Genomic DNA, 25,539 nt, shown 5'->3' with positions numbered 1-25,539 from the left:
ATTATCGCGCCCGCGACGCCATGCGGGCCGGCCGCGGAGCCGACACGGTGCATGGTGTCCCTGTCGGGAAAGACGCCCTGGGGGTCTGGGTCAAGCGCCAGTGCACCCTCTACGACAGCCTCCACCCCGACCAGCAACGCCTGCTTGCCGCGATCGGCATCACCCACGAAACCGCCCGGGCGCGGGTCGGCCCACGTGATTCCCGGCGGCTGACCACCACACCGCGCTTCGATGCCGACGTCGCCCATGCCCGTTCTTACACGGCCCGGTACGGGCACCTCGCCGCCCGCTCGAGTGAGGAACACGAAGGCTTCCCGATCGGGCGATGGCTGGCCGAACACCGCCAGCGCGCCCGCAAAAGAAGCGGGACGTCGCCTCAAGCCCAGGTCCTGGCCGGCCTTGACCCGTGGTGGAACCCGCCCTGGCCCATGCGATGGCAGTACGCCTACCACCACGCCCGCACCCACCCCGACACACAATGGATCACCGCTCAGCGCCAGGCATGGCCGCTCCTACGCCCTGGCCAGCGGCAGCTCCTGGCAGCTCTCGGCTTCAATCCCGACGATCCGGCCAAGCCACCTCACCAGACGGTGGCCGCAGCCCCAGCACCGGGCTGGCCCGCTGTAGGTTCAGCCAGGCCGCTCCTGCTCACTTTGGTAGACACGTGCTACTGAGTTTTTCGTTAGTTCTGTGGGTGCAGGGGCGTCGGCGGTGTGAGCATGTTGGGGGTGTCTTCCGAGTCGCAGGCTGTTGTTTCCGACGTCTCTGTTCCGCCGCTGACACGGCCGCAGTTGGCCGAGGCCCGGCGGGTGCGCGCGGCCGAGTTGTTCGAACTGGGGCGTTCTACCTCCGAGGTGGCACGGATCGTGGGGATGCACCCGGAGAGCGTGCGTCGGTGGAGATGCCGGTGGGAGCAGGGCGGGGCTGATGCGCTGCGGCGGCGTCCGGCCACCGGCCGGCCGCCGAAGCTGGATGACGCCCAAGTCGAGCTGGTGCGGGCCGCGTTGGAGCGGGGCGCGCAGGCGCACGGGTTCGAGGCGGATCTGTGGACCCTGGAACGGGCCGGTGTGGTGGTGGAGCGGGTGACCGGGGTGACGCTGGCCCGGGCCTCGGTGTGGCGCCTGCTGACCGGACGCATGGGCTGGAGTCTGCAGCGGCCCCGGCGTCAGGCCGTCGAGCGGGACGAGTCCGAGATCGCCCGGTGGGTCGCCCAGGAGTGGCCACGTATCAAAAAGGGGCGGTGAAGAAACGTGCCTGGCTCGTCTTCTTCGACGAATCGGGTGTGTCGCTGCTGCCCCAGGTGCGCCGCACCTACGCACCCCGCGGTCGCACCCCCACACTGCGGCACCGGCTGAACTGGAAACGCGCCGGGATGGCCGCCGCACTGGGCTACCACGCCACCGACCTCGAACGCGGCCCCAGGCTGTGCTTCCACCTCAAGCCGGGCAGCTACGACACCACATCCCTGATCGACGTGCTGGAACACCTCAAAACCTTCTACGCCGGCGAACCGGTGGTGCTGGTGTGGGACGGGCTGTCGGCCCACTGGAGCCGGGGCATGCGGGCCTGGGTGGCCGAGCAGGACTGGCTCACCCTGGAGCGGCTGCCGGCCTACGCACCCGAACTCAACCCGGTGGAACTGTTGTGGTCGGCCATCAAGGCCCGCGAGCTGGCTAACCTCGCCGGCGACCACCTCGCCGATGTCGCCGACGCGGCCGAACGCGGCATCCACCGGATCTGCTCCAACGAACAACTCCCGTGGTCCTTCCTCACTCACACCGGACTGACAATCCATCACGAACCACCACAGAACTAAAGAAAACCTCAGTAGAACTCGCCCACGGCGACGACATCATCACGGAGGTCCGGGTCAACGGCACCCTGGTCGACGACGTCGACCAGTTCACCAGCACCATCGATGTCGGAGGTCTGGTGAAGGCCGGCTCCAACACGCTGGAGATCAAGCTCGACACCAGCCTCGGCCACCGCACCGGCGCCACTACGACGTCCCAGACCTACGGCCTGACCGGCGTCAAGCTCACCCCGTACGTGGACACCTTGCTCTGACCCGGCGGACCCCGCGTCGCCGGTGGTGACTGTCTCAGCCGGTGTCCGCGCCCGCCCCGACACGGGGAGGGCGCGGACGCTGGCCTGTCACCGTCGGGCAAGCGGAGCAGACACCTCGGCGGCTACAGCCCGAACGGTCCCTGCCGCCGCCTGCGTCGTCTCCGCGGGTACCGACAGAAGCAGCATCATCGGCACGAGTACCGGCGCCGCCATGGACCACATCGCGGAGCCACTGGTGATCAGCACGTTGACGACCGTGAGCAAAAGCAGGATACCGAGGAAGATCACGGCTGTTGGCGCACCGATGTCGGACAGCAGGCGGGCGGATTTCGTCGAGATGAGGTCGCCGAGATGAGTCCACTCGAAGTAGGCGAGGAACTGGGCGACGGCGAAGTACAGCACCAGGATCGGCGCCATCTGCTTGATGCCCTCGGCCATCAGCGTCGGAACGTCCGACCCCTTGGTGATGGTGCCCGCCGCGGTGCCGTAGAGCACGCCGAGAAACCCGAAGACCAGGGCCACGACCAGTGAGATGCCGTCGAGGAACGGCGAATCGACAATGCTGCCTCCGTCACCGCGCAACGGCGAGTCGGACGGCAGCAGCACCAGGACGATGGCGGCCGCCGCGAGCAGAAAGCCGACGCCGGCCCGGCGCAGGCCGCAGCTCTCGCTCGCGGACACGACGATGGAGCCGTGGTCGTCGGTGAGCAGGTTCTCGTCAGGCTCCAGGTCGTCCCTCTTGCTGAGCACGAGTCGCGTGATGAGCGTGATGACGGTCGCCAGGAGGAGTGATGACGCGATGTTGAAGTACCAGTTGCTCAGTGGCGATATGTAGGCCTGATCGTCCACCATGTGGGCGGCGGCAGTGGTGATGCCGGCGAAGATGGCGTCGTTGGGCGTGGGCACCGGGCTGGCGTCGTACCCGGAGGCGATCGAGGTGTAGGCGACGACGATCCCCAGGATCGGAGACCTGCCGACCGCCTTCAGCGCGAGGCCCCCCAGCGGGACGAGGATGACGTAGGCGGCGGCCGATGCCACATGCGAGACGGTACCGGTGAAGGCGACCGCGAAGACCACCATCGATGCCGGGACGCGGGACACTCCGACCCGCATGAGCGCTTCGAGAAAACCGCTCCGCTCGGCCACGGCCACGCCCATGATCACGGTGATGATCATGAGTAGCGGGGGGAACTCGGCAAAGTTCGAGCCGGCCGTGGAGACGGCCATCCGCAGACCTTCGCCGGACAAGAGGTTGCGCACGTGGACCAGGGTGTCGTCCGGCGTCACGACCGACAGGCCGAGCCATGCGCACGCGGCACTGCAGACCGCGAGCACCGCGGACAGGATCCAGAACAGCCAGAACGGATGGGGGAGCGCGTTTCCCACGCGTTCGATCACTGCCATCGCCCGCATAATGCGAGGCATGGGCGGGGGTGGGGGCGCCAAGATCGATTGCGGCGACTCTGACGACATTTACCGATCTCCCTCGGATGCTGTCCGATCGCGGTGGTGCTCTCGGCTCGCGCACCACCAGACAGGGATCTCCGCCATAAAGTCCTGAACGAACGACACCGATGTGGCCCGCAGGCGAGGCGGGCCCCCCTCTGGAGCGCCCGTCGGGAGAGTCGTCGTTGAGCCGGGCCGGGCTCAACATCAAGCGTCACCCCTGCTGTTACTGGACCCATCTTGCTGCGGACGCGATTCTCGAACTCAGGGAGCACGGCCTGGCGGCCGATGCGGTGGACGTGATCGATGTACGGGTTCAACAGGGTGGTCTGGCCGCTTTGACCGAAGGGCAACCGGAGACCGGACTGGCCGCGAAGTTCAGCATGTCGTTCGTCGTCGCCGCGGCGCTCCTTGACGGGCAACTCACGCTGAACACCTTCACCGACGAGGGGGCCCGCCGCCCTGAGGTGCGGGAGCTCGTAGGGCGGATCAACTGCCGCGAGGACCCGGGGTGTCGGGAGCGATTCGCCGAGGTCACCGTCCGTACTCGCTCCGGAGGGAAGGTGTCTGAGAGGGTGAGCATCGCGAGGGGAGACTCCCGTGCCCCGCTCACGCAGGCACAGCTCGTCGACAAGGCATGTGGGTGCTTTCGGCACTTGGACGGTGATGCCCGTCGGGGGCTGGCCGAGTGGCTGCTCACAGCCGCCTCGGCGAACACGGTGGGGGAGTTGCTCGACGCTGTGGCGCGCTACCGGTAGTTCATCGAATCCGAAGATGCTGGCCGAGCGGCGCCAGACGAAGTCGTGGCGCACACGGCGCGCCCCGGCGGCGTCGAGGACGCGCAGCTCGGTCGCAGCCCGTGTCGTGAGAGGTCGGATACGGTTGAGCCCGGAAGTTTTCGTGTACCTCCATTCTCCTGCGCAGAAGCGGTAGTTGGCCTGCCCACCCGTGTGCCTCGGTCACTTTCGGACATCTGCTGTTCACAGCTCACACCTATGGATTCCGGGCGGACGCCGCCCCTAGCGTCCTGACACATGGCTGACAAACGATCTCCAGAGCACAAGAAGGACCTGTCGCGACGCAAGATTCTGCTGGCGGGCGGCGCCACCATCGCCGCGGTCGGCACCGGTGGCACACTGGCGGCGAACGGCGCGTTCGCCAGCGACACGAAAGGCAGCGCCAGTACAGCGGAAGCCTCGGCCGGGGAGACCTGTTACCGGCTGACTTCAGAGAACACCGAGGGACCCTACTACCTGGACCTGGACATCTTCCGGAAGGACATCACCGAGGGCAAGGAGGGCATTCCCCTCACCCTGCAACTCAAAGTGATCGACGCCGAGACGTGTAAACCGCTGCGGGACGCGGCCGTCGACATCTGGCACTGCGACGCGATGGGAATCTACGCGGGCTACGAGTCGGCCAGCGGGACCGCCGGCGACGGCAGCCCCCGTCCGAGCGGTTCCCCTACTGGGGCGCCGTCCGGGGATCGCACGATCCACCAGGAGCCCACCGACAACAAGACCTACCTGCGCGGCACCCAACGGACCGACAAGCACGGTTACGTCGAGTTCAAGACCATCCTGCCGGGCTGGTACCAGGGCCGGTGTGTGCACATCCACACCAAGGTGCACGTGGACGGCAAGTGGAACTCCGACCGGGAGTACGTGGGCGGGCACGTCTGCCACACCGGCCAGTTCTACTTCGACCAGGACTTGGTCGAAGCCTCAAGGAAGTACGCGCCGTACTCCGGGAACGACACGGAGATGACCACGCTCTCGCAGGACATCATCTACGACGGGAAGGGCGCCGAGGGCGGTCTCCTCGACATCCGCCATGTGCCCGAGAGGAAGCTCGACAAGGGGTTGGTCGGTTCCCTCACGATGGGTGTTGCCCCGAACGAGACGAACGACAACGACACGATGGACTCGATGCCAATGCCCAGTGGTGCGGCGCCTTCCTCGTCGTAGCCGGCCGACACGCGAGCGTCGGCGCAGTCGCCGGTGGCTTGATGGGAAGTGCGAGGGCGGAGAGTCGCGATCCGCGAGGAACCGCTCGGTTACTTCGCGTCGGCCACCGGCCTGAGTCACTCCCCGGCCCGGGAAACGGCTGACCGTGTGACGGAGCGCGGAGCGTCCCGGTCAGCCCGGGAGGCGACACGGGCCTCCCGGAACAGCCCGCTCGGCCGGCCCTGTCGCTACTGGCGGGAGGCGGCTTCGCACCGTATCCGCGATGACCGCCGACTGAGTCTGTCCGGAGGCGGCCCATCCGCGCGCCATGATGAACGCAAGCCGGGCGGGCGCCCGGAGAGGCTTGAATGCCTCTCCGGACGCCCGGGACCGTCAGACAGCCTCCGGGTACAGCAGGCAGTCCTCGGGCCGGATCATGAGGTCGACGGTGTCGCCCTCGTGCCGGGCCGGGCTCTCCGCGTGGAGGGTGAGGCCGTCGACGGACAGCTGGTACTCGAAGCGGGCGCCCGTGTACGAGCACTGCTCGATCCGCGCCGGAAGGACGTTGACGCCGTCACCGGGCTCCTGTGCGGGGGCGGCGAGCGTGATGCGCTCGGCGCGCAGGCCGACCGTGGCCTTCTGGCCCGCCCGCACTCCGTCGGCGCGCAGGACCTTCAAGTGGCGCCCCGTCGTGCCGAGTTCGACGGTCACCGTCCCCGTGTCCGCGGGCGCGTCCGCGACCCGCCCCTCCAGCAGGTTGCAGCGGCCGATGAACCCGGCGACCTCCGGGGTGGCGGGCGTCTCGTAGATCTCGGTCGGCGTGCCGATTTGCTGCAACTCGCCGTGCATGAAGACGGCGATGCGGTCCGACAGGGACATCGCCTCGACCTGGTCGTGCGTGACGTAGACCGTGGTGATACCGACCTCGCGCTGCAACGACTTGAGCCACAGGCGGGCCTGGTCGCGCATCTTGGCGTCCAGGTTGGACAGTGGTTCGTCGAGCAGGAGGACGCCGGGGGAGTAGACGATGCCGCGAGCCAGTGCGACGCGCTGCTGCTGCCCGCCGGAGAGCTGGTGCGGGTAGCGGTCGCGCAGGTGCAGCATGTCGACCTTGTCGAGTGCCTCGTCGATCAGCCGTTTCTGCTCGGCCTTGTCGACCTTGCGCAGCTTCAGGGGGAGCGCCAGGTTGTCGGCGATCGTCATGTGCGGCCACAGGGCGTACGACTGGAAGACCAGGCCGAGGTTGCGTCCCTCGGGCGGTGTGGCCGCCGCCGCGTTTCCGTCGAAGAACGTGTCGTCGCCGACGCGGATCGTCCCGGCGTCGGGGTGTTCGAGTCCCGCCACACAGGACAGCGTCGTGGACTTTCCGCAGCCGGACGGGCCGAGCAGCGTGAAGAACTCGCCGTCCTTGACGGTGAAGTTGATGTCCTCCAGGACGGTGTTGCCGGCGAAGGACTTCTTGAGGTTCTCGACGACCAGTTCAGGCATTGCGCTTCCCCTTCAGGAGGATTCCGGCCAGGCCGGCGACGACGGCGGTGACGGCGATCTGCAAAGTGGCGAGCGCGGCGACCGAGCCGGTCTCCCCTTGCGTCCACAGGTCGATGGCGGTGGTGCCGATGACCTGGGACTCGGCCCCGGCGAGGAACATGGCGGGCGCGTACTCGCGGATCATCTGGGTCCAGATGAGCAGGAACGAGGCGAGCATCGCCGGGACGAGCAGCCGCAGCATGATCCGGGAGACGGTCCGCCACCAGTCGGCGCCCGCGACCCGGGCCGCGTTGTCCAGCTCGGAGCCGAGCTGCATCGTCGCCGGGGAGATCGCCCCGTACGCGGATGGCAGCGCGCGCAGCCCGAACGCGATGATCAGGGCGAAGATCGTGCCCCGGACCGCGTCCCCGCCGGGCATCCACGCGAAGGCCCAGAAGAAGCCGATACCGACGATGAGGCCGGGCACCGCGTGCGGGGACTGCGCGGCGATCTCCAGGACGCGGGCGAACCGGAAGTCCGAGCGGCGCGCCACCAGCACGACCACCGTTCCGAACACGGTGACCGCGACCGCGCCGATGAAGGCGACGGTGATGCTGTTGGTGATCGACTCGGTGTACGGCCCGTACGCGAAGATCAGCCGGAAGTTGTCCAGCGTGAGCAGGCTCAGCGGATTCACGAGGGGCGTCAGGAGGGTCGTGAAGGCCCGCAGGACCAGCGCGATCATCGGAAGCAGCGCGCCGAACACGACGTAGATCCCGACGAAGGCGAAGCCCGCCCACTTCCAGCGGCCGATGTCGAGCAGGTTCGAGCGCGTCGCCTTGCCGCGCACGGACACGAAGCGCTGCGCGTGCTTGAGCAGCCGCGCCTGGAAGACGACCAGACCGATCGTCGTCAGGAGCATGAAGGTGGAGGCCGCGCCGAGCAGTCCGTAGTCCGGGCTGACCGAGTCGATGCCCTGCTCGTACAGGAAGCTGGAGAAGAGGGTGATCTCGGCGGGCTCGCCGAGGATGAGGGGGATGGAGAGGGTCTCCACGGCCGTGCCGAAGATCAGCAGACCTGCGTAGAGCATCGGCGGACGCAGCATCGGGACGACGATCGACCGCAGCACCCGCACGGGACCCGCGCCGACCGAGCGGGCGGCGTTCTCCAGCGAAGTGTCGGATGCTGCAAGGGCGTTGGCGCAGAAGAGGTAGGCGATCGGCACCTGGGCGACGGCCTCGACGAACGCCATCCCCGGCAGCGTGTACAGGTCCCACGGCACCCAGCCGAGGCCCTCGCGCAGCGCAGTGGTCAGGAAGCCGGCCGGGCCGTAGACGACGATCCAGCCGAAGGCGAGGACGAGCGGCGAGATGTAGATCGGCCAGCGCAGCACCTGTCCGATGACCCGAGCGGCGGGGAACTTCGTGCGCTCCAGGAGGATCGCCATGGGGACGGCGATGGCGAGGGCGAACACCGTGGTCAGGACGGCGAATTCGAGGGTGTTGAGGATGATCGTGCCGAACCCGGCCTCGGTGAAGAGGTGCACGTAGTTCGACAGCGTGAAGGCGCCGCCCGCCGCGTACAGCGGCTGGTTGCGGATCGACTGGAACAGGATCGGGACGACGGGGGCGAGCACCAGAGCGGCGGTGACGAGGAACGTCACCCAGTGGATGGTGACCTCGCGACCGGCGCCGAACAGGCGCCGGTAGTGCGGTGTGCCGAGCTCGCCCGCGCGGGGACCGCGCGGCGGTGCGGGTGCCGGTGATGTCTGGGTGGCCATGGCGACTCCGTACGAACAGGCCGATGGGAAAAGGGGACTTCTGACGGAAGGGCCGGGCGGAGGGCGGGATGTCAGCCCATGGCCTTCTCCCAGCGCGCCACATACGCATCCTGGGTCTTCGTCGGGACGCGCTCGTAGCGGTACAGGTGCACGCGGTCGGCGCCGAGCTTGCGGCGGATGTCCGCGAGGGTGTCCTGGCCGTCCGGGTTCACTCCCTCGCGGTAGGGGGTGAGGCCACCGTCGGCGACCGCTGCCTGGCCCTCGGCGGAGAGCAGGAAGTCGAGGAAGAGACGCGCCGCGTTGGGGTGCGGGGCGCTCTTGACGACGGAGGCGGCCCGCGGCACGACCACGGTGCCCTCCTCGCAGTACGCCCAGCCCAAAAGCCCGCCGCTGCTCTCGGCCGCGGGGACGGCGACCCCGCCGCTCAGGTTGAACGAGGCGTCGTACTCGCCGGAGACGACCTTCTCCACGAGGGTCCCGGAGGAGTGGTCGGCGCGGGCGAACGGCAGCAGCCGCCCGAAGGTGTCCCAACCGTGATCGACGGAGGCGCTGTACCCCTTGTTCGTGGAGTAGCCGAACGCGTTCGTCGGGTCGTACACCCCGAACTTCCCCCGGAACCGGGAGGGTTTGGACTCCCCGAGTTCGGCCAGCGAGATCAGGCCCTTGGGGTACTGGGAGGCGTCGAGGGTCTTGCGGTTGTAGAGGACGACCGACGGGTCGACCGTGAACACCCAGACACCCGGGAGCATTTCGGCCCAGTCGGGAAGCTTGTCCCGCTCGGGCGAGTCGTATCGGGCGGCCACCTTGCGGTCGGCGAAGTCCGCCCACAGCGGGCCGCCGTTCGAGACCAGCAGATCGGCGGGGGAGCCGCCGGTGGCGCGCTCACTGTAGTACCGCTCGTAGACGGCGGAGCTGCCGAGGTTGGTGGCGCGGATGTCCTCCAGCCATGGGTAGTGCGCCGTGAACGCGTCGAAGATCGGCTGCCAGTTGGTCTGCGAGGTCTGCGAGTAGATCAGCAGCTTCTTCTCGCTGCGCGAACCTTCGACGAGCTTTTGGTACGAGGCCGGGTAGTAGTCCGGGTTCGGCCGGGCGGCGGCGTGCGCGTCGGTGCCCGCGCAGCCGCCGAGTGCACCGCCGGTGGCGGCGAGGGCGCAGGCGGCGCCTGCCCCGCGCAGGACGGCGCGGCGGGAGGGCCGGTGTGGTGGCGGCGCGGCGGACCGGCCGGGACGGAAGGGATTCATGGCGGCTCTTCTCGTGGTGGGCGCGACTGACTGTGTGGAACGGGTGTCACGAATGCCGTACAAGTGCCGTGGGAGGGGGCTGGGGTGCGCTCAGGCGGTGCCCAGCGCCCGGCGGACCACGTACGGGAGGATCCCGCCGTGCCGCAGGTAGTGCAGTTCCTGCCGGGAGAAGATCCGCAGCCGCAACGGCACCGTGGTCTCGGCGCCGGTGTCGGCGTCGCGCAGGTGCAGGGTGACGCGGTTCGTCCCCACGGTCAGGGTGTCGAGGCCGTCGAAGGACAGTTGCTGGGCTGCGGTGAAGGGGTACGACGACGCGGTGTCGCCCTCCTCGAACTCCACCGGCAGCACACCCATCCCGATGAGATTGCTGCGGTGGATGCGCTCGTAGGACTCGGCGATCACGGCCCGCACGCCCAGCAGCGCCTGCGCCTTGGCGGCCCAGTCTCGGCTGGAGCCGGCACCGTAGTTGCGGCCCGCCACGACGACCAGGTCCCAGCCGGCCTCGCGGTAGGTCGGCGCGGCCTCGTGGACCGGCAGGACGCGGGTGCCGTCGGCGCTGTGGGCGTGACCACCGGGCGGAGTGGAGTCGAGCAGGCGGTTGACGACGGCGGCGTTGCTGAAGGCACCCCGCAGCATGACCTCGTGATTGCTGCGGCGGGTGGAGTACTGGTTCAGGTCGCGGCGCGCGACGCCACGCTCGGTGAGCCAGCTTCCGGCGGCGCTGCGGGCGGGGATGGCGCCCGCAGGGGAGATGTGGTCGGTGGTCACGTCGTCGCCGAGGCGCAGCAGGATCCGCGCCCGGTCGATCCGCAGCCGGTCCTCGGCGCGGGCGGCGAGACCGGTCAGGTGGGGCGGTCGCCGTACGTAGGTGGACTCGGCGTGCCAGGGGAACCGGGTGCTGCGCGGCGCCTCGATGTCCCGCCACGCCTGCGTGCCCTGCCGGATGCGGGACGCGTTGTCGCGGAACATCTCGGGCCGCACGAACTCGGCCACACACGCGGCGACTTCTTCGTCCGAGGGCCACAGGTCCTTCAGCAGGACGGGACGCCCGGTGGCGTCGGTGCCGAGAGGTTCGTCGTCGAAGTCGTGGAGCACGGACCCGGCGAGCGCGTAGGCGACGACGAGCGGGGGTGAGGCCAAGTAGGAGTGCCCGATACGAGGGTTGACCCGGCCCGCGAAGTTCCGGTTGCCGGACAGCACGGCCACCGGTTCCACCGCACCGTCCTCGGCGAGCCGCTCCAGCTCCGGATGCAGCGGGCCCGAGTTGCCGATGCACGTCATGCAGCCGAAACCGACGATGTGGAAGCCGGTCGCCTCCAGGTCGGGCAGCAGCCCGGACGCGCGCAGATACTTCTCGACGACCTGGGAGCCAGGGGACAGCGACGTCTTGACCCACGGCTTGGCACTCAGCCCGGCCGCCGCCGCCCGCCGCGCGAGCAGCGCCGCCTGCACGATGAGCGCGGGGTTCGCGGTGTTGGTGCAGCTGGTGATGGCGGCGATGGCGACGGGCCCGGCCGGAAGCTCATCGGGGAAGGCGTCGACGGTGCGCGCGGGAGCCTGCTGCACCGTGCGGAACGACTCCGGGACCTGCGACAACGGCAGTCGCTGGTGCGGCAGATGGGGCCCCGCCACACTCGGCTCGACCGTCGCGAGATCGAGGTCGAGCAGCTGGTCGTAGCGCGGTACGGGCCGGTCATCGGTCCGCTTGAGGCCCTGCGCGGTGAGATAGGCGTCGACGACCGCGACATGCTCCTCGTCGCGCCCGCTGAGCCGCAGATAGCCCGCGGTCTCCTCGTCGTACGGGAAGAACACGCAGGTGGCGCCGTACTCGGGTGCCATGTTGGAGACCGCGGCGCGCGCGGCCCAGCCGAGCGTGGTGACGCCGTCGCCGCAGAACTCCACGAACTTGTTGACCACGCCCGTGGCCCGCAGCAGTTCGGTCAGTGTCAGGGCGAGGTCGGTGGCGCCGACGCCCTGCCGCAGCCGCCCGGTCAGCCGGACGCCGACCACCTCGGGAAACGGGATGGTGACCGGTTCGCCGAGCATCGCGGCCTGACCCTCCAGGCCGCCGACACCCCAGCCGACGACCCCGAGCGCGTTGATCATCGGGGTGTGGCTGTCGGTGGCGACGAGCACGTCCGGGTACAGCAAGGGCGCGCCCTCGGCGTCGTCGTCCTGCCACACGACGCGGGCCAGCGCCTCCATGTTGACCTGGTGGATGATCCCCGTACCGGGCGGCACCACACGGAAGTTGTCGACGCTCTTCTCGGCCCACTTCACCATCTCGTAGCGCTCGCCGTTGCGCCGGAAGTCGATCAGCAGATTGCGCTCGACGGCGTCCGGCCGCCCGTACTCCTCGACGATCACCGAGTGGTCCACGGTGAGGTCCACCGGCACCGACGGTTGCAGCCCCTGGGGGTCCCCGCCCAGCTCGGCGACACAGTCGCGCATGGCGGCGAAGTCCGCGAGGGCGGGCAGACACGTGGTGTCGTGCAGCATGATCCGGTTCGGCCGCACCGGCACCTCGCACGCCCCCGACCCCGCGCGGACCCGAGCCACGACGTCCGCGAGCGCCTCCGGGGTGCGACGGGCCACGTTCTCCAGCAACACCCGGATCGCGTACGGCACTTCGTCCAGCTCGGCGGGTCGCAGCACCCGGTCGAGCGGGAGATGGCGGTAGGAGCGGCCCCCGACGGTGAGCACAGCGGTGCGGTCGACGTTCATGATCCCCTGCGGTCGTAGGCAAGACGGTGGGTCGAGAGATTGCATCGGTCTTAAAGAGAAGTACAAAGTCGGCTTCTCGTGCCTTGACGCCTCGACGTGGTGGACACATATTGTCCTACGCCGCCGACTGATACAACCCTCGTGCAAGCACGTGCACCCACGTCTTCATCCCAGGCAGATCCGATGCGAACGCTCGGCGGCCAGAGCCTTCTGGAGCCCCCCATGGCGATCACCCCGCCGGTCGAAGTCGACCGGAGCGAGGCAGCGGCGATGATGCGCACGGTGTCGCGCCGCATCCTCCCGTTCCTCTTCGTCCTTTATGTCGTCAACTACATCGACCGCGCGAACATCGGCTTCGCGGCCCTGCAGATGAACAAGGAACTGGGCCTGAGCAGTCAGGCCTTCGGCCTGGCGGCAGGTCTGTTCTTCTGGGGCTACTTCCTGTTCGAAGTGCCCAGCAACATCGCCCTCGCCCGCTTCGGGGCCCGCCGCTGGATCGCGCGGATCCTGGTGAGCTGGGGCATCCTCGCCACCTTCATGGCCTTCGTGCACACACCGATGCAGCTGTACGTGCTCCGGTTCCTGCTCGGGGTCGCGGAGGCCGGCTTCTTCCCCGGCATCGTCGTCTACCTCACGTACTGGTTCCGCAAGAAGGAGGTCGCCACCGCCACCGCCCTCTTCCTCACGGCCATCCCCGCCTCCTACGTCCTCGCGGCCCCGATCAGCACGCTGATCATGGGCCACGTGGACTGGTTCGGGCTCAGCGGCTGGCGCTGGATGTTCCTCCTGGAGGGCGCTCCCGCCGTGGTCCTCGGCATCGCCTGCTACTTCGTCCTCACGGAGAAGCCGGCCAACGCGAAGTGGCTCACCGAGCGGCAACGCCGATGGCTGACCACCGAACTGGAGCAGGAGCAGCAGGGCAAGCCGCACGCGCGCAAACTCGGCACGCTCAAGGTGATGGCCGACCCCAAGGTGCTCCTCCTGGCCGTCATCTACTTCGTCTACCAGGCGGGCAGCCTCGGCGTCGGCTACTGGCTCCCGCAGATCATCGACGACTTCTCCGGCGGTCTCGGTGCCACCGCCATCGGCTTCGTCAGCGCGATCCCCTACGTCGTCGCGGCCGTCGGCATGGTGTGGTGGTCGCGCCGCTCCGACCGCCGCGGCGAGCGCAAGCTGCACTCGGCGATCCCCCTCGCCGTCGCCGCGGTCGCACTGTGCGCCGCCGGGTTCGCCCACTCGCCGGTCCTCGGCGTCGCCCTGATCGCCGTCTCGCTCACGGGTATGTACAGCTTCAAGTCGCCGTTCTGGGCGTTGCCGACACTGTTCCTGACCCGCAGCACGGCGGCCGTCGCCGTCGCGGTGGTGAACTCTGTCGGCAACCTCGGCGGATTCTTCGGCCCCTACGCGATCGGCTGGGCCAAGGACTCGACGGGCAGCGCGACCGGCGGCCTGCTGTTCCTGGGCGGGCTCACCGTGCTGGCGTTCGTCCTGACGGTGACGATCCGGATCGGCGGCGGAAGGAAGGACCCGGCCGACCGCGCGGCGCCCCCGGTGACCGAGGCTGCCGACGAGCCGGCCTCGGCGCCGTAGGAGAGCGACCGCGCGATGCGGCGGGGTTGAGCGGGGAGCGCTCAACCCCCAGCGCCGAGCCCCGTCTTCTTGGCCCGCACCTTGTCGAGGTGCCGGCTCAGGAAGGCGGACGCCTCCTCCAGCTTCCCGCTCTCAACCAGGTCCAGGAGCTCCAGATGCTCCCGGGCCTGGCCCGCGATCCGGGACCGGTCCAGTTGGAGGCGGTACTCGATCAGGCGGCGCAGCCGGTTCTGCCGGCGCACCGAGTCGAGCAGGAACTGGTTGCCGGAGCAGCCGACCAGCATCTCGTGGAACGAGGCGTTGACCTGGAACAGCTCGGCCCGGGGTAGCAGCAGGATGTCGCCGTGCAGCAGCGCCTCCTGCTGCTTGCGATGCAGCGCGAACGCCTCGGCGTCCATGGCGAAACCGGGTTCGAGCAGTGCGGCCGGCTCGATGATCATCCTGAACCGGTAGCTCTGGTCGTGCGCGTCGACGGTGGCCATCACGTGCTGGAACTCCCAGCCCCGCCCGCCCGCCTTGCGCCGTACCAGGTCCTCGCCCTCCATGCGGGACAGCACCCGCTCGGTCTGGCGCGGGGTCAGCCGGTAGCGGCGACTGATGTCGGCCGCCGTGAACGCGCCGGTGAACCGGCCGCCCACGTAGTCGTCGGCGATCTCGAAGTACGCCGACTGCTCCGTGTCCTCGTCCTCGCCCGTGTCGGGCCGGGCCAGCTCAGCGGCGTCCCGGGTGAGGTAGAAGCCTCGGTTGGGGATGCGTTCGAGGATGCCGACCTCGGTGAGGACGAGCATGGCCTTGCGCACCGGCGTACGGGAGACGTCCAGTTCGTTCGCGGCCCACTGCTCGGTGACATGGGCGCCCGAAGGCAGGTCGTGGCGGCGCATCAGGTCCACGAGTCGGGTCGCCATGGACGTGGTCAGGTTGGGCCGGGACATCGCTCCTGCGCTCGTTGTGGGGGACTGGGTAAGTGCCGCTTCATCCTACGAAGCGCACGCGACAAGCAGCACGCATGTCGGCGATCCCGTGCGGGCCACCCGCCCGCGGTGCCGCAGGCGGCCGCTGGTGGTGTCCACGGCGAAGGTCTCGATGCTGTGACTGCGCTCGTTGGCCGCGTACAGCAGGCGGCCGTTCCCGCTCAGGCAGAAGTGCCGCGGTCTGATGCCCTCGGTGGAGAACCAGTCGACGGGCGTCGGCAGGCCGGTGCTTGTCGACACCGCGAACAGCGCGATGGTGTCCGGGCGCGGCCCGCCCGGCTCCCGGTCACCCGCCCCGCCACGGTTCGAGGCGTACAGGAACCGCCCGTCCGGGCTCAGCGCGATCTCCGCCCCACGGCTGTCGCCGGTCGCGTGGGGCGGGGTGCTGGGGACGGTGTGCAGCGCTTCCAGCGATCCGCGCGAGGCGTCCCACCGGTAGGTGGTGACGGTCGAGCGGAGTTCGTCGATGGTGTACGCGTATGGCAGGTGCGGGTGGAAGGCGAGATGGCGGGGGCCCGCGAACTCCCTCGTGACGGTAGAGGGTTCGGGTCCAGGATCCAGCTTCCCCGAGTCGGCGTCGAGGGTGAGGGTGAAGATCCGGTCGGTCCCCTTGTCCGGTACCACGACGAAACGGCCGTCGGGGGAGAACGGCACGTGATGCGGCTTCGCACCGGTCTGCTCGACCCTGTGCGGCCCGGGCGTCCCCGGCAGCGGCAGCAGGTCGGCGAGCGGCCCGATGCTGCCGTCCTCGCGCAGCGGCAGACTCGCCACGGTGCCGGAGGAGTGGTTCGCCACGACGAGGAAGCGGTTCGTCGGGTCCACGGCCAGATGTGCAGGGTTGCGGCCGCCGGTGTCCTGCCGCCCCAGCGGCGTGAGCCGCCCGCTGCCGGGCGCGATCCGGTAGGCACTCACCTCGCTGAGGTCGCCGTGCACCGCATAGAGGAAACGCCGGGTGCGATCCGTGACCAGGAACGTCGGGTTGTCGGCCTCGATGACTTGGAGCGGCTCCCAGGGCGTGCCGCCGTCCCGGACCCCGTACACCTCGATGCCCTTGCCGTCGCCCGCCCGCTCGGGGGTGGTCCGTGAGCCGACATAGGCGACGGTGGTGGGGTTGTCGGCGGTTGGTGTCACGTCCACTCCCGTTTCAAGGGTTGATCGCAGCGAAGGCCTCTGATTGTATCTGTCTGTCGATCAATACAAAAGGCTGGCAGCTATCCCACCCGGAGGCCCTTGTGTCCGCGACCCGTATCCCCGTCCCCACCGCAGACCTCTACGACGAGTACGGTGATCAACTCCATGTCTGTGAGGAGCAGTTCACCTCCTACGGCGGTGCTCGTGCCTTCACCGGGCCGGTGCGCACCGTGTCGGTGTACGAGGACAATGCCCTGCTGCACGCCCTGCTCAACGAGCCCGGCGACGGCGCCGTGGTGGTCGTCGACGGTGGTGCCTCCCTGCGTGCCGCGCTCCTCGGCGACCTCATGGCGAAGCGCGCCAGGGACAACGGCTGGGCCGGGCTGATCATCCGCGGGGCGATACGCGACGCGGCCGTCGTCGGTGCCACGACCGTCGGCGTACAGGCGCTCGGCACCACACCTCGCAAGAGCGACAAGGAGGGCAAGGGCGAGGTGGACGTGCCGGTGACGTTCGGCGGTGTCACCTTCCACCCCGGCGACATCCTGCATGCCGATGAGGACGGGGTGGTGCTGCTGCCCTCGTCCGGTGACGCATCGCAGTGACGTGAAGGGGCGCGGGCGGCCGTGGTCGAGGTGGTGCTCGCCGCCCGGCGCCCCACGCACCGAGCACGAGGCCGCGCCGGTCTCAGGTGTCCCGGCGCGTCTTCTCGTCGCCAACCGTGGACAGGTGCTCGCGCAGGCGGGCCGACGCCTCCTCGCGGCGACCGGACAGGAGCAGGTCGGCGATCTCCACGTGTTCCGCGCAGCGGACGGCGGCGCGGTCGCGCTGGAGGGAGCGGCGGTACTCGATGAGGCGGCGCAGGCGGTCGACGCGGCGCAGGGCGTCGATGAAGAAGGAGTTGTGGCTGCACGCCATGATGACCTCGTGGAAACGGCTGTTGAGGTCGTATAGCCGGGCGTTGCCGATGTCCCGGATCTCGCCGTCGACCAGGCGCTGTTGTTCCGCGCGGACGGCTTCGACGGCTTCGCGGTCGAGGTGGAAGCCGGGTTCGAGGACGGCGCTCGGTTCGATGGTGAGGCGGAAGCGGTAGCTGTCCTCGTACGCCTCCATCGAGGTCAGCATGGGCTGGAACTCCCAGCCGTAGCCCGGCAGTCGCTCGATCCAGCCCTCGACGGCGATACGGCGCAGGGTGTGCGCGAGCTGGCCGGGGGTGAGGTGGTAACGGCGGGCCAGGGTGTTCTCGGTGATGCGGTCGGGCAGTTCGCCGGCCAGGCGGTCGGCCGCGATGCGCAGGTACGTCTCTTCGGTGTCGTCGTCGGCGGGCCCCGCCGGTGCCGCGGACGTGAGGGCCTGGCCGGTCAGCGCGACGGTGTAGCCGCCGCGTTCGGCCGCCGCGACCACGCCGTCGTCGGCCAGCAGGCGCAGGGCCTGGCGGACGGGGGAGCGGGACACCTTCAGCTGCTCGGCGAGGCTGCGCTCGACCAGGCGGGTACCGACGGGCAGGCCGCCGCTGGTGATGTGCTCCACGATCCGGGCGGCGGTACGGCGGGTCAGCGGAGTCGGCCCGTTCGCGGGGTCCGCTGCCGCGGGGGTTTGCTTCCGCGCTGTGGGCGGGCTCATCGTCCGGTGCCTCCACGGAGGACCGGGGCCGGCTCGCGGCCCCGGCCGCCGACGTCAGTGGGTGAGGACGGAGTATACGTGTTCGACCTGCGGCGGAGCCGCGAAGTGCGGGCCCGCGAGCTCCCGCCACCGGGCGAATCCCGCCGATTCGCGGAAGGTGACGGTGTGGTGCTCGACCGTCTCCCACTGGACCATCAGGCGGTAGCGCGTGGGGTGTTCGACGCTGCGGTGCAAGTCCATTCCGTGGCAGCCGTCGGCCGCCAGGAAGTGCGGGCGGGCCTCGGCGGCGGCCTTTTCGAAGGCGTCCTCCTGCCCGGTCTTGATCTCGATCTGGGCTATCTCGGTGACCATGATGCGGATTCCTCGCTTTCGCTACTGCTGCTTGGCCTTGTTGTGCTCGGCGTCCACGCGGGCGGTGACCCCCGTCTCGACGAGGGTGCGGGTCGCGTCGACGGAGGCGTAGATCCACAGGATGCGCATCGGCTCGGTGGCGGACGCGTTGCGGAAGCGGTGCGGAGTGTTCGCGGCCACGTACGTCGTGTCGAAGGTGGTGACCTCGTGCTCGACGCCGTCGATCTCGACGACCGCGTTGCCCTCCAGGATGGTCACGCTCTCGGGACAGTTGTGGGTGTGCAGCGGGATGCCCGCCCCGCCCTCGAAGAGGGTCTGGCCGGTGAGGAAGACCTCGGCGCCGACCGCCTGCGTGACCAGCGGGATGGTGCGGGCGCCGCCGCCGCGCGTGAAGGCGGGCAGCTCCGCCGGGCGCAGGACGACGGGCGGGAAGGCGCCGCAGCAGGGGCTGTTGCCGGTTTCCGTGGTGCTCATGGGGTGATCTCCGTGGTGCGAACAGGAATGGGGTGCGTCAGACCGCCGGGCCGATCCAGACCGTCTTGGTGTTGGTGAACTCGCGGATGCCCTCGGCGCCGAGCTCCCGGCCGTAGCCGGAGCGCTTGATGCCGCCGAACGGCAGGCGCGGGTCGGAGGCGACCATGCCGTTGACAAAGACGGCGCCCGCGTCCAGGGCCCGGGTGAGGCGACGCGCCCGGTCCAGGTCGGAGGTCCACAGGGCGGCGCCCAGGCCGTACTCGGTGCGGTTGGCCAGGGCGATGGCCTCGTCGGCGTCGGCGGCGCGGGTGATCGCGGCGACGGGGCCGAAGGTCTCCTCGTCGAAGGCGGCCATGCCGGGAACGACGCGGTCGAGGACGGTCGGCGGGTAGTAGCAGCCGGGCCCCTCGGGGACCGTGCCGCCCAGCTTCAGCTCGGCACCCGCGGCGACGGAGCGCTCGACCTGGTCGTGCAGCGTGGCACGCAGGTTGGCGCGGGCCATCGGGCCGATGGCGGTTTCCGGGTCGGTGGGGTCGCCGACCTTCAACTGAGCGGCGGTGGCCACGAATGCCGCCACGAACTCGTCGGCGACCGCGTCCTCCACGATGAATCGCTTGGCGTTCACGCAGGACTGGCCGACGTTGACATAGCGGGCCTTGACGGCGGTGGCCGCGGCGGCCGGGACGTCGGCGTCGGCGAGGACGACGAACGGGTCGGAGCCGCCGAGTTCGAGGACCTGCTTCTTCAGTACCGCGGCGGCCTGCGAGGCGACGATGGCGCCGACCTCGGTGGAGCCGGTCAGCGTCACGGCGGCGACCCGGTCGTCCGCGATGATGCCCGCCACCTGGTCGACGTCGATGAGCAGCGTGCGGCACAGGCCCTCGGGGGCGCCGGCCTTGCGGACGATCTCCTCGACGGCGAGGGCGCACTGCGGCACGTTGTTGGCGTGCTTGAGCAGCGCGCCGTTGCCGGCAGCCAGGGCGAGCGCGGCGAACCGGAAGAACTGCCAGAACGGGTAGTTCCACGGCATCACCGCGAGGACCACGCCCAGCGGGTCGTACACGACGCCGCTCTCGGTGGCGTTGGAGGCCAGCGGCCGGTCGGCGAGCTGCTGCGGCGCGTGGTCGGCGTAGTACTCGCAGGTGAGCGCGCACTTCTCGATCTCGGCGCGGGCCTCGGTGACGGGCTTGCCCACCTCGGCGGTGATGAGGGCCGCGTAGGTGTCCTGGCCTTCGCGCAGGACACGGGCCATCTCCCGCAACAGCGGGGTGCGTTCGGCGACTGTGTTGCGGCGCCAGGCGGCCTGCGCGGTGGCGGCGCCGGTGAGGATCGCGTCGACCTCGTCGGCGGACTGCACGTCGTAGTGGGCGAGTTCGGCGTCGGTGGCCGGGTTGCGGGAGGTGATCATCAGGGGAGCTTCTCCGATGTCTGCGATGGTGCGGCGCCAGGCGGCTTGGGCGAAGGCGGTGGTGTCGGAAGGGGGCGGCCGATGCCACGGTCGAGGGTGGCGGGGCGTCCAGGGCGCCGTGTGCGCGGAGGCGGTGGCGAGTGCGGCGCGCGTTCGAGGACGGCATGCCGCTGCCGGAGACAGATTAAGCACGCCGCATGGTTTTTTGGAAGGGTGTTGTGCCAAGAGGTTTTCGGGGTGCCGCCGTCCGAACCCTCAGTGCGAGTGCGGCGAAACGGATTCGGGTGCAGAACCCTGCGGCTCGGCACGGCCGTTGATGGTGCCGCCGTCCTTGGCGCCGGCCAACCGCTTGTTGCGCCGCACCGAGGACAGGAAGGACCAGGCGATCAGGACGACGCCGATGAGGCCGGTGATGACCTCGTTGATCTCGTACTGGATGGTGACCAGGAGGATCACGGCGAGTGCGCCGATCGCGTAGTGCGCGCCGTGCTCCAGGTACACGTAGTCGTCCAGGGTGCCCTGGCGGACCAGGTAGACGGTGAGTGAGCGCACGTACATGGCGCCGATGCCGAGGCCGAGAGCCATCATCACGATGTCGTTGGTGATGGCGAAGGCGCCGATGACGCCGTCGAAGGAGAACGACGCGTCCAGGACCTCCAGGTAGAGGAACATGAAGAACGCGGCCTTGCCGGCCATCAGTACGGCCGAGGCCGGCTTCCCTTCGCGGGCGGCCCGCTCCTCTTCCTCCTGCTCGCGCTCCTCCTCTTCTTCGAGCCGGTTCTCGAAGAAGCCGGACAGGCCGTTCACGACGAGATACGTGACGAGACCGGCGACGCCTGCGATGAGGACGGTGGCCTGCTTGTCGACGTGTGCGCCGCCATGCTGGTGCGCGTCGAGCGCGACGGTCACGGAGGCGACGAGCAGCACGATCAGGGCGATGCAGACCGACAGCATGTCGACGTTGCCCAGCTTGGCCAGCGGGCGCTCGATCCAGCGCAGCCACTGGATGTCGCGCTCCTCGAAGATGAAGTCGAGGAAGATCATCAGCAGGAACATGCCGCCGAAGGCGGCGATGGACGGGTGCGCGTCCGTGACCAGCTGCTGGTAGCGGTCCGGTTGGTTGAACGCCAGGTCGACCGCCTCGACCGGCCCCAACTGGGCGCTGATCGCGACGATCACGACGGGGAAGACGAGGCGCATGCCGAAGACGGCGATCAGGACGCCGATCGTGAGGAAGATCTTCTGCCAGAAGGCATTCATCTTCTTCAGGATTCCGGCGTTGACCACCGCGTTGTCGAACGAGAGCGAGATTTCGAGGACGGCGAGGATCGCGACGACCCCGAACGCCTGCCAGCCGCCGTAGAAGGCCGCCGCGATCAGGCCGAGGACGGTGATCGCGAACGACCAGCCGAAGGTTTTCAGAACCACTGACTGTCCCTTGGTCGGGTGTGGCCGGGGCGGGCCGAGGTCTCAGGCGGTGCGCGGCAGGAGGGCGATGCCGTCGTCGTCGGCGTGCAGCACGTCTCCCGGAGCGAAGGTGACGCCGCCGATGGTGACGGGCACGTCGACCTCGCCGACACCGTCCTTGGCGCTCTTGCGCGGGGTGGTGCCCAACGCCTTGATGCCGAGGTCGAGTCCGGCGAGCACCGTGCTGTCGCGGACGGCGCCGTGCAGGACGAGCCCCGCCCAGCCGTTGTCCTGGGCGGCGGTGGCGATGAGGTCGCCGCTGAGCGCGGTGCGCAGGGACCCGCCGCCGTCGACGACGAGGACGTGCCCCTCGCCGGGGGTGCGCAGCAGCTCGCGCAGCAGGCCGTTGTCCTCGTGGCAGGAGACGGTGCGGACCGGCCCCGCGAAGGTGTGCCGGCCGCCGTACTGGCGGAACTGGACGTCGCAGACACGCAGTTCGGTGCCGTACTGGTCGACGAGGTCGGCGGTGGGGATCGGCGTGTGGGGCTGGTTCATCACGTGTCCTGGGCGACGGGGGCGTCGGGGGCGGGTGCTGTGAGGGCCGCCGCGCTCGTCCTCTTCCGGTCGTCAAGAGGATTCGGTGCGAGCGCGGCAGCCTGTTCGGGGGTGAGAGGGCGGGTGCGGTGCCCTCTCAGGAGGAGGTGGAGCCGGGCGGTCTCCTCCAGTTCCTCGGTGGCGTCGGCGGCCTGTTCGAGGGTGGCGCCCGCGACGACCGGGCCGTGGTTGGCGAGCAGGACCGCGTGGCGGGTGCGGGCCGTTTCCTCCGCGAGCGGTTCCAGCCGGTCGTCGCCCGGTGCGTGGTACGGCAGCAGTGGCAGCGTCCCGATGCGCATGGCGTAGTACGCGGTCAGCGGCGGAAGCGCCTGCTCGGGGTCGACGTCGGCAAGGCAGGAGACCGCCGCCGCGTGCGTGGAGTGGGTGTGGACCACGGCGTGGGCGGTGGGCCTGGCGCGGTAGAACGCGGCGTGCAGAAAGGCTTCCTTGGTCGGCCGCGGTCCGTCGAGGTGGCGGGCGTGCACGTCGGTGCGCGACAGGTCGTCCGCGTTGAGCTCGCCCAGGCTGGAGCCGGTCGGGGTGAGCAGCAGGCTGCCGTCGGCGAGCCGGACCGACAGATTTCCGGTCGAGCCGTGGGTGAGTCCGCGCATGAACAGGGAGCGGGCCGTGCGCACGATCAGAGCGCGGGCCGCCGCCTCGTCGCTGTACGGGGACGTCTCGTTGGCGTTCGCGGGCATCAGGAAGTCTCCTTCAGGGCGCGGACGAACAGGTCCGGGGCGCCGAAGTTGCCCGACTTGAGCATCAGGGCGAGGTCACCGTGGGGCGTCGTGGTGCGGGTCCACGGGACGCCGGGGTCGGCCTCGTCGGCGACCAGGACCGTACGGATGTCCAGGGCGGTGGTGACGGCGCCGGAGGTCTCGCCGCCCGCGACGAGGAGTCGGCGCACGCCCCGCTCGACGAGCCGGGCGGCGAGCGCCCCGAGCAGTTCCTCCACCTGGGCGGCGGCCTCGGCCACCCCCAACTGCCGCTGGACCGCGGCGAGTTCGTCGGGCGATGCGGAGGCGTAGACGAGGACGGGCCGGTCGGCGTCCTGGGTGTCGTACCAGGCGAGGGCCTCGGTGACGATGTCCCGGCCGGCGGCCGCCGCGAGCACGTCCAGGTGCAGCGAGGGCAGCCCGGCGGCGTAGAACTCGGCGATCTGCTCCAGGGTGCGGGCCGAGCAGCTGCCGGCCAGGACGGCGGAGCGGCCCCCGGTCGGCAGCGGTTCGGCGACCGCCGGGCCCGAGGCCGGGTAGGCGTGGCCGAGGCCCTCGGCGAGGCCCGCCGCGCCGGTGACGACGGGAAGTTCGAGCGCGGCGGCGCCGAGCACCGCGAGGTCCTCGTCGGTCAGCGCGTCCGCCACCACATGCCGTACGCCGTCGCGCTCATGGGCGACCAGTGCCTCGCGCACGGCGTCGACCCCGGCGCGGACCGTGGTCAGCGGGACCAGGCCGACGCGGTGCGGGGTCTGCGCGGCGAGCAGCCGGGGCAGCGACGAGTCCGTCATCGGGTTGAGCGGGTGGTGGCGCAGCGGCGAGTCCGACAGCAGCTGGTCGTGGACGAACAGATGGCCCTGGTAGACGGTGCGTCCGTTGGGCGGGGAGGCCGGGCAGGCCAGGGTGAGCGGCGCGCCCGCGGCGTCGAGCAGCGCGTCCGTGACCGGGCCGATGTTGCCGTCGGGCGTCGAGTCGAAGGTCGAGCAGTACTTGAAGTAGACCTGCGCCGCGCCCTTGGACCACAGCCACTTCTGGGCGGCGAGCGATTCGGCGACGGCCTCGTCGGCGGGCGTGGAGCGGGACTTGAGGGCGATCACCGCGGCGTCGCAGTCGGCGGGCAGCGAAGTGTCGGCGTCGGGCACGCCGAAGACCAGGGCGGTGCGCAGGCCCGCGCGCCGGAAGGCGGCCGCGACATCGGTGCCGCCGGTGAAGTCGTCGGCTATGCAGCCGATGCGCAGGGTCATGGGTGTGTCTCCTGTGGCGTGCGGAGGGAGAGGGAAGCGGGACGGGCACCGGTCAGGGCAGTGAGGGTGCCCGTCCCGCGGTCGGGAAGGGCGGCATGGCCCGCCTTCCGGGAGGGGGCCTCCCGGAAGAGAGGCCCCCTCCCGCGCTCGTCCGTGGTCGAGGAAAGGGGTCCGGACCTGCCCGTCGCCCAGGTCCGGCTCCCTTCCCCGACCACGGACGAGGAAGGACGTCAGTTCTGGCCGGCGCCCGCCTCGATCGCCTTGATGACCGCGGCGGTGAACTCGGTGGTGGACGCCGAGCCGCCGAGGTCACGGGTCGAGGTGCCCTCGGCGATGGCCTGGGCGACACCCGCCTCGATGATCTTCGCGACCTTGGCGAGCGCCGGGTCCTCGTGACGCGCGGACAGCCACTCGAAGAGCATCGCGCCGGAGAGGATCATCGCGACCGGGTTGGCGAGATTCTGGCCCGCGATGTCGGGGGCGGAGCCGTGCGAGGCCTGCGCCATGGCGCGGTCGGCGGAGGCGTTGATCGACGGGGCGGTGCCGAGCGAACCGGAGATCTCGCCGGCGAGGTCGGAGAGGATGTCGCCGAACATGTTCTCGGTGACGATCACGTCGAAGTCGGCGGCGCGGCGCACCAGGTGAACGGTCATGGCGTCGATGTGGAAGTCGTCGACGGCGACGTCCGGGTACTCCTTGGCGACTTCCTGGCAGACCGTGCGGAACAGGCCGGTCGTGAGCTTCAGGACGTTGGCCTTGTGCACGATCGTGAGCTTCTTGCGGCGCGAGCGGGCCAGCTCGAAGGCGACGCGGGCGACGCGCTCGGTGGCCTCGCGGGTGATGATGCCCAGCATGATCGCCGTGTCCGGGGTGGGCATGAACTCACCGGTGCCCGCGAACGTGTTGCGGTCGGCGTAGAAGCCCTCGGTGTTCTCGCGGACGATCACCAGGTCGGCGTTGTCGCAGACGGCCTTGGCGCCCGGGAACGACTTGGCGGGGCGGATGTTGGCGAACAGCTGGAAGTGCTTGCGCAGCGTGCCCGACGGGTTGAGCTGCGACTTGTACGGCTCGGGGTAGGACACCGAGTCGTGCGGGCCGAGGTACCAGCCGTCGAGGTCGGCCAGCGCGGACTTCGTCTCGTCCGGCACGGGGGCGGAGTGCGTCTCGATCGCGGACGCGCCGAGCGGCAGCGTCACCCAGTCGATCGAAGTGCCCGCGGCGGCGGCCGCGGCGGTGGCGATCTCCACGGACGACGGGACGATCTCGGGACCGATGCCGTCGCCCTCGAGGACGCCGAGGCGGTAGGTGGTGCTCATGTCCGGTTCTCCTCCGGTCGGTTGGTGCGTGGGGGTAGGTGAA

The 25,539-nt window shown here is 69.9% G+C and carries 24 protein-coding genes; 8 read left to right on the top strand and 16 right to left on the bottom strand.

The annotated features are described in order from the left end of the window. The first annotated feature begins 20 nt into the window (after positions 1–20). From ACTWJ8_RS02360 to ACTWJ8_RS02345, 4 genes are all read left to right on the top strand, one after another. Positions 21–674, top strand: a complete 654-nt coding sequence (locus ACTWJ8_RS02360; RefSeq protein WP_443262627.1) for a helicase associated domain-containing protein — start codon at positions 21–23, stop codon at positions 672–674. Between the two features lie 54 nt (positions 675–728). Then, positions 729–1,244 carry a winged helix-turn-helix domain-containing protein gene (locus tag ACTWJ8_RS02355; RefSeq protein ID WP_443262626.1) on the top strand — a complete coding sequence of 172 codons (516 nt, stop codon included), beginning with the start codon at positions 729–731 and terminating at the stop codon, positions 1,242–1,244. After that, complete coding sequence (locus tag ACTWJ8_RS02350; RefSeq protein WP_443262625.1) at positions 1,241–1,816, top strand: transposase; 576 nt, start codon at positions 1,241–1,243, stop codon at positions 1,814–1,816. Before ACTWJ8_RS02355 ends, ACTWJ8_RS02350 begins: the two co-directional genes overlap by 4 nt. 116 nt (positions 1,817–1,932) lie before the next feature. Continuing rightward, on the top strand, positions 1,933–2,067 hold the full coding sequence (locus ACTWJ8_RS02345) for a hypothetical protein (protein WP_443262624.1): 135 nt from the start codon (positions 1,933–1,935) through the stop codon (positions 2,065–2,067). A gap of 87 nt (positions 2,068–2,154) precedes the next feature. Here ACTWJ8_RS02345 and ACTWJ8_RS02340 read toward each other — a convergent pair whose 3' ends face one another. Then, positions 2,155–3,471 (bottom strand): AbgT family transporter, encoded by a 1,317-nt coding sequence (locus ACTWJ8_RS02340; RefSeq protein ID WP_443262623.1) that lies wholly within the window; start codon positions 3,469–3,471, stop codon positions 2,155–2,157. A 227-nt stretch (positions 3,472–3,698) separates the two neighbouring features. Here ACTWJ8_RS02340 and ACTWJ8_RS02335 point away from each other — a divergent pair, with 227 nt between their 5' ends. Next, on the top strand, positions 3,699–4,271 hold the full coding sequence (locus ACTWJ8_RS02335) for a hypothetical protein (protein WP_443262622.1): 573 nt from the start codon (positions 3,699–3,701) through the stop codon (positions 4,269–4,271). Between the two features lie 276 nt (positions 4,272–4,547). Then, positions 4,548–5,480, top strand: coding sequence for an intradiol ring-cleavage dioxygenase (locus ACTWJ8_RS02330; protein ID WP_443262621.1), 933 nt, complete (start codon positions 4,548–4,550; stop codon positions 5,478–5,480). A 372-nt stretch (positions 5,481–5,852) separates the two neighbouring features. Here the strand turns inward: ACTWJ8_RS02330 and ACTWJ8_RS02325 are convergent, their stop codons facing one another. The 4 genes from ACTWJ8_RS02325 to acnA form a co-directional block, all read right to left on the bottom strand. Further along, positions 5,853–6,947 (bottom strand): ABC transporter ATP-binding protein, encoded by a 1,095-nt coding sequence (locus ACTWJ8_RS02325; RefSeq protein WP_443262620.1) that lies wholly within the window; start codon positions 6,945–6,947, stop codon positions 5,853–5,855. Beyond that, positions 6,940–8,706, bottom strand: a complete 1,767-nt coding sequence (locus ACTWJ8_RS02320) for an ABC transporter permease (RefSeq protein ID WP_443262619.1) — start codon at positions 8,704–8,706, stop codon at positions 6,940–6,942. Before ACTWJ8_RS02320 ends, ACTWJ8_RS02325 begins: the two co-directional genes overlap by 8 nt. A gap of 71 nt (positions 8,707–8,777) precedes the next feature. Beyond that, complete coding sequence (locus tag ACTWJ8_RS02315; protein ID WP_443262618.1) at positions 8,778–9,947, bottom strand: ABC transporter substrate-binding protein; 1,170 nt, start codon at positions 9,945–9,947, stop codon at positions 8,778–8,780. Positions 9,948–10,037: 90 nt separating this feature from the next. Beyond that, positions 10,038–12,671, bottom strand: a complete 2,634-nt coding sequence (gene acnA / locus ACTWJ8_RS02310; RefSeq protein ID WP_443262617.1) for an aconitate hydratase AcnA — start codon at positions 12,669–12,671, stop codon at positions 10,038–10,040. Positions 12,672–12,893: 222 nt separating this feature from the next. Between acnA and ACTWJ8_RS02305 the strand changes: the two genes are divergently transcribed. Next, positions 12,894–14,261 carry an MFS transporter gene (locus ACTWJ8_RS02305; protein ID WP_443262616.1) on the top strand — a complete coding sequence of 456 codons (1,368 nt, stop codon included), beginning with the start codon at positions 12,894–12,896 and terminating at the stop codon, positions 14,259–14,261. A gap of 41 nt (positions 14,262–14,302) precedes the next feature. Here the strand turns inward: ACTWJ8_RS02305 and ACTWJ8_RS02300 are convergent, their stop codons facing one another. After that, positions 14,303–15,193 carry a GntR family transcriptional regulator gene (locus ACTWJ8_RS02300; protein ID WP_443262615.1) on the bottom strand — a complete coding sequence of 297 codons (891 nt, stop codon included), beginning with the start codon at positions 15,191–15,193 and terminating at the stop codon, positions 14,303–14,305. A gap of 45 nt (positions 15,194–15,238) precedes the next feature. Beyond that, positions 15,239–16,363 carry a lactonase family protein gene (locus ACTWJ8_RS02295; protein WP_443262613.1) on the bottom strand — a complete coding sequence of 375 codons (1,125 nt, stop codon included), beginning with the start codon at positions 16,361–16,363 and terminating at the stop codon, positions 15,239–15,241. Positions 16,364–16,464: 101 nt separating this feature from the next. Here ACTWJ8_RS02295 and rraA (ACTWJ8_RS02290) point away from each other — a divergent pair, with 101 nt between their 5' ends. Beyond that, entirely contained in the window at positions 16,465–16,968 is a 504-nt protein-coding gene (rraA, locus tag ACTWJ8_RS02290; RefSeq protein ID WP_443262612.1) for a ribonuclease E activity regulator RraA, read from the top strand. Positions 16,969–17,050: 82 nt separating this feature from the next. Here the strand turns inward: rraA (ACTWJ8_RS02290) and ACTWJ8_RS02285 are convergent, their stop codons facing one another. The 9 genes from ACTWJ8_RS02285 to ACTWJ8_RS02245 all read right to left on the bottom strand — a co-directional run bounded on the left by ACTWJ8_RS02285 (position 17,051) and on the right by ACTWJ8_RS02245 (position 25,496). Beyond that, positions 17,051–17,986, bottom strand: a complete 936-nt coding sequence (locus ACTWJ8_RS02285) for a GntR family transcriptional regulator (RefSeq protein WP_443262611.1) — start codon at positions 17,984–17,986, stop codon at positions 17,051–17,053. Between the two features lie 54 nt (positions 17,987–18,040). Beyond that, positions 18,041–18,337: an antibiotic biosynthesis monooxygenase family protein gene (locus ACTWJ8_RS02280; protein ID WP_443262610.1), complete on the bottom strand. Its 297-nt coding sequence runs from the start codon at positions 18,335–18,337 to the stop codon at positions 18,041–18,043. A 21-nt stretch (positions 18,338–18,358) separates the two neighbouring features. After that, entirely contained in the window at positions 18,359–18,811 is a 453-nt protein-coding gene (locus ACTWJ8_RS02275) for a cupin domain-containing protein (RefSeq protein WP_443262609.1), read from the bottom strand. Positions 18,812–18,848: 37 nt separating this feature from the next. Then, a complete protein-coding gene (locus ACTWJ8_RS02270) occupies positions 18,849–20,219 on the bottom strand; it encodes an NAD-dependent succinate-semialdehyde dehydrogenase (RefSeq protein WP_443262608.1) in 1,371 nt (456 codons plus the stop codon). A gap of 255 nt (positions 20,220–20,474) precedes the next feature. Next, a complete protein-coding gene (locus tag ACTWJ8_RS02265; protein WP_443262607.1) occupies positions 20,475–21,647 on the bottom strand; it encodes a DUF475 domain-containing protein in 1,173 nt (390 codons plus the stop codon). A gap of 42 nt (positions 21,648–21,689) precedes the next feature. Beyond that, on the bottom strand, positions 21,690–22,181 hold the full coding sequence (rraA, locus tag ACTWJ8_RS02260) for a ribonuclease E activity regulator RraA (protein ID WP_443262606.1): 492 nt from the start codon (positions 22,179–22,181) through the stop codon (positions 21,690–21,692). After that, complete coding sequence (gene otnC, locus ACTWJ8_RS02255) at positions 22,181–22,918, bottom strand: 3-oxo-tetronate 4-phosphate decarboxylase (RefSeq protein WP_443262605.1); 738 nt, start codon at positions 22,916–22,918, stop codon at positions 22,181–22,183. The genes rraA (ACTWJ8_RS02260) and otnC overlap by 1 nt, the downstream gene beginning before the upstream one ends. Next, positions 22,918–24,180 carry a 3-oxo-tetronate kinase gene (otnK, locus tag ACTWJ8_RS02250; protein WP_443262604.1) on the bottom strand — a complete coding sequence of 421 codons (1,263 nt, stop codon included), beginning with the start codon at positions 24,178–24,180 and terminating at the stop codon, positions 22,918–22,920. Before otnK ends, otnC begins: the two co-directional genes overlap by 1 nt. A 230-nt stretch (positions 24,181–24,410) precedes the next feature. Further along, complete coding sequence (locus ACTWJ8_RS02245; RefSeq protein ID WP_443262603.1) at positions 24,411–25,496, bottom strand: isocitrate/isopropylmalate dehydrogenase family protein; 1,086 nt, start codon at positions 25,494–25,496, stop codon at positions 24,411–24,413. Positions 25,497–25,539 lie beyond the last annotated feature (43 nt).

Source organism: Streptomyces sp. SDT5-1 (assembly GCF_052245995.1).
In the GTDB taxonomy this organism is placed as follows: domain Bacteria; phylum Actinomycetota; class Actinomycetes; order Streptomycetales; family Streptomycetaceae; genus Streptomyces.
Note: the sequence above shows the minus strand (reverse complement) of the source record. Positions and strands in the feature narration are given on the sequence as shown.

What these genes read in the sequence shown, in the direction of transcription:
- ACTWJ8_RS02360 (WP_443262627.1), top strand. Translation starts at nt 21, where the DNA reads ATGCGGGCCGGCCGCGGAGCCGACACGGTGCATGGTGTCCCTGTCGGG.
- ACTWJ8_RS02340 (WP_443262623.1), bottom strand. Translation starts at nt 3,471, where the DNA reads ATGGCAGTGATCGAACGCGTGGGAAACGCGCTCCCCCATCCGTTCTGG.
- ACTWJ8_RS02330 (WP_443262621.1), top strand. Translation starts at nt 4,548, where the DNA reads ATGGCTGACAAACGATCTCCAGAGCACAAGAAGGACCTGTCGCGACGC.
- ACTWJ8_RS02325 (WP_443262620.1), bottom strand. Translation starts at nt 6,947, where the DNA reads ATGCCTGAACTGGTCGTCGAGAACCTCAAGAAGTCCTTCGCCGGCAAC.
- ACTWJ8_RS02320 (WP_443262619.1), bottom strand. Translation starts at nt 8,706, where the DNA reads ATGGCCACCCAGACATCACCGGCACCCGCACCGCCGCGCGGTCCCCGC.
- ACTWJ8_RS02315 (WP_443262618.1), bottom strand. Translation starts at nt 9,947, where the DNA reads ATGAATCCCTTCCGTCCCGGCCGGTCCGCCGCGCCGCCACCACACCGG.
- acnA (WP_443262617.1), bottom strand. Translation starts at nt 12,671, where the DNA reads ATGAACGTCGACCGCACCGCTGTGCTCACCGTCGGGGGCCGCTCCTAC.
- ACTWJ8_RS02305 (WP_443262616.1), top strand. Translation starts at nt 12,894, where the DNA reads ATGGCGATCACCCCGCCGGTCGAAGTCGACCGGAGCGAGGCAGCGGCG.
- ACTWJ8_RS02300 (WP_443262615.1), bottom strand. Translation starts at nt 15,193, where the DNA reads ATGTCCCGGCCCAACCTGACCACGTCCATGGCGACCCGACTCGTGGAC.
- ACTWJ8_RS02285 (WP_443262611.1), bottom strand. Translation starts at nt 17,986, where the DNA reads ATGAGCCCGCCCACAGCGCGGAAGCAAACCCCCGCGGCAGCGGACCCC.
- ACTWJ8_RS02280 (WP_443262610.1), bottom strand. Translation starts at nt 18,337, where the DNA reads ATGGTCACCGAGATAGCCCAGATCGAGATCAAGACCGGGCAGGAGGAC.
- ACTWJ8_RS02275 (WP_443262609.1), bottom strand. Translation starts at nt 18,811, where the DNA reads ATGAGCACCACGGAAACCGGCAACAGCCCCTGCTGCGGCGCCTTCCCG.
- ACTWJ8_RS02270 (WP_443262608.1), bottom strand. Translation starts at nt 20,219, where the DNA reads ATGATCACCTCCCGCAACCCGGCCACCGACGCCGAACTCGCCCACTAC.
- rraA (WP_443262606.1), bottom strand. Translation starts at nt 22,181, where the DNA reads ATGAACCAGCCCCACACGCCGATCCCCACCGCCGACCTCGTCGACCAG.
- otnC (WP_443262605.1), bottom strand. Translation starts at nt 22,918, where the DNA reads ATGCCCGCGAACGCCAACGAGACGTCCCCGTACAGCGACGAGGCGGCG.
- otnK (WP_443262604.1), bottom strand. Translation starts at nt 24,180, where the DNA reads ATGACCCTGCGCATCGGCTGCATAGCCGACGACTTCACCGGCGGCACC.
- ACTWJ8_RS02245 (WP_443262603.1), bottom strand. Translation starts at nt 25,496, where the DNA reads ATGAGCACCACCTACCGCCTCGGCGTCCTCGAGGGCGACGGCATCGGT.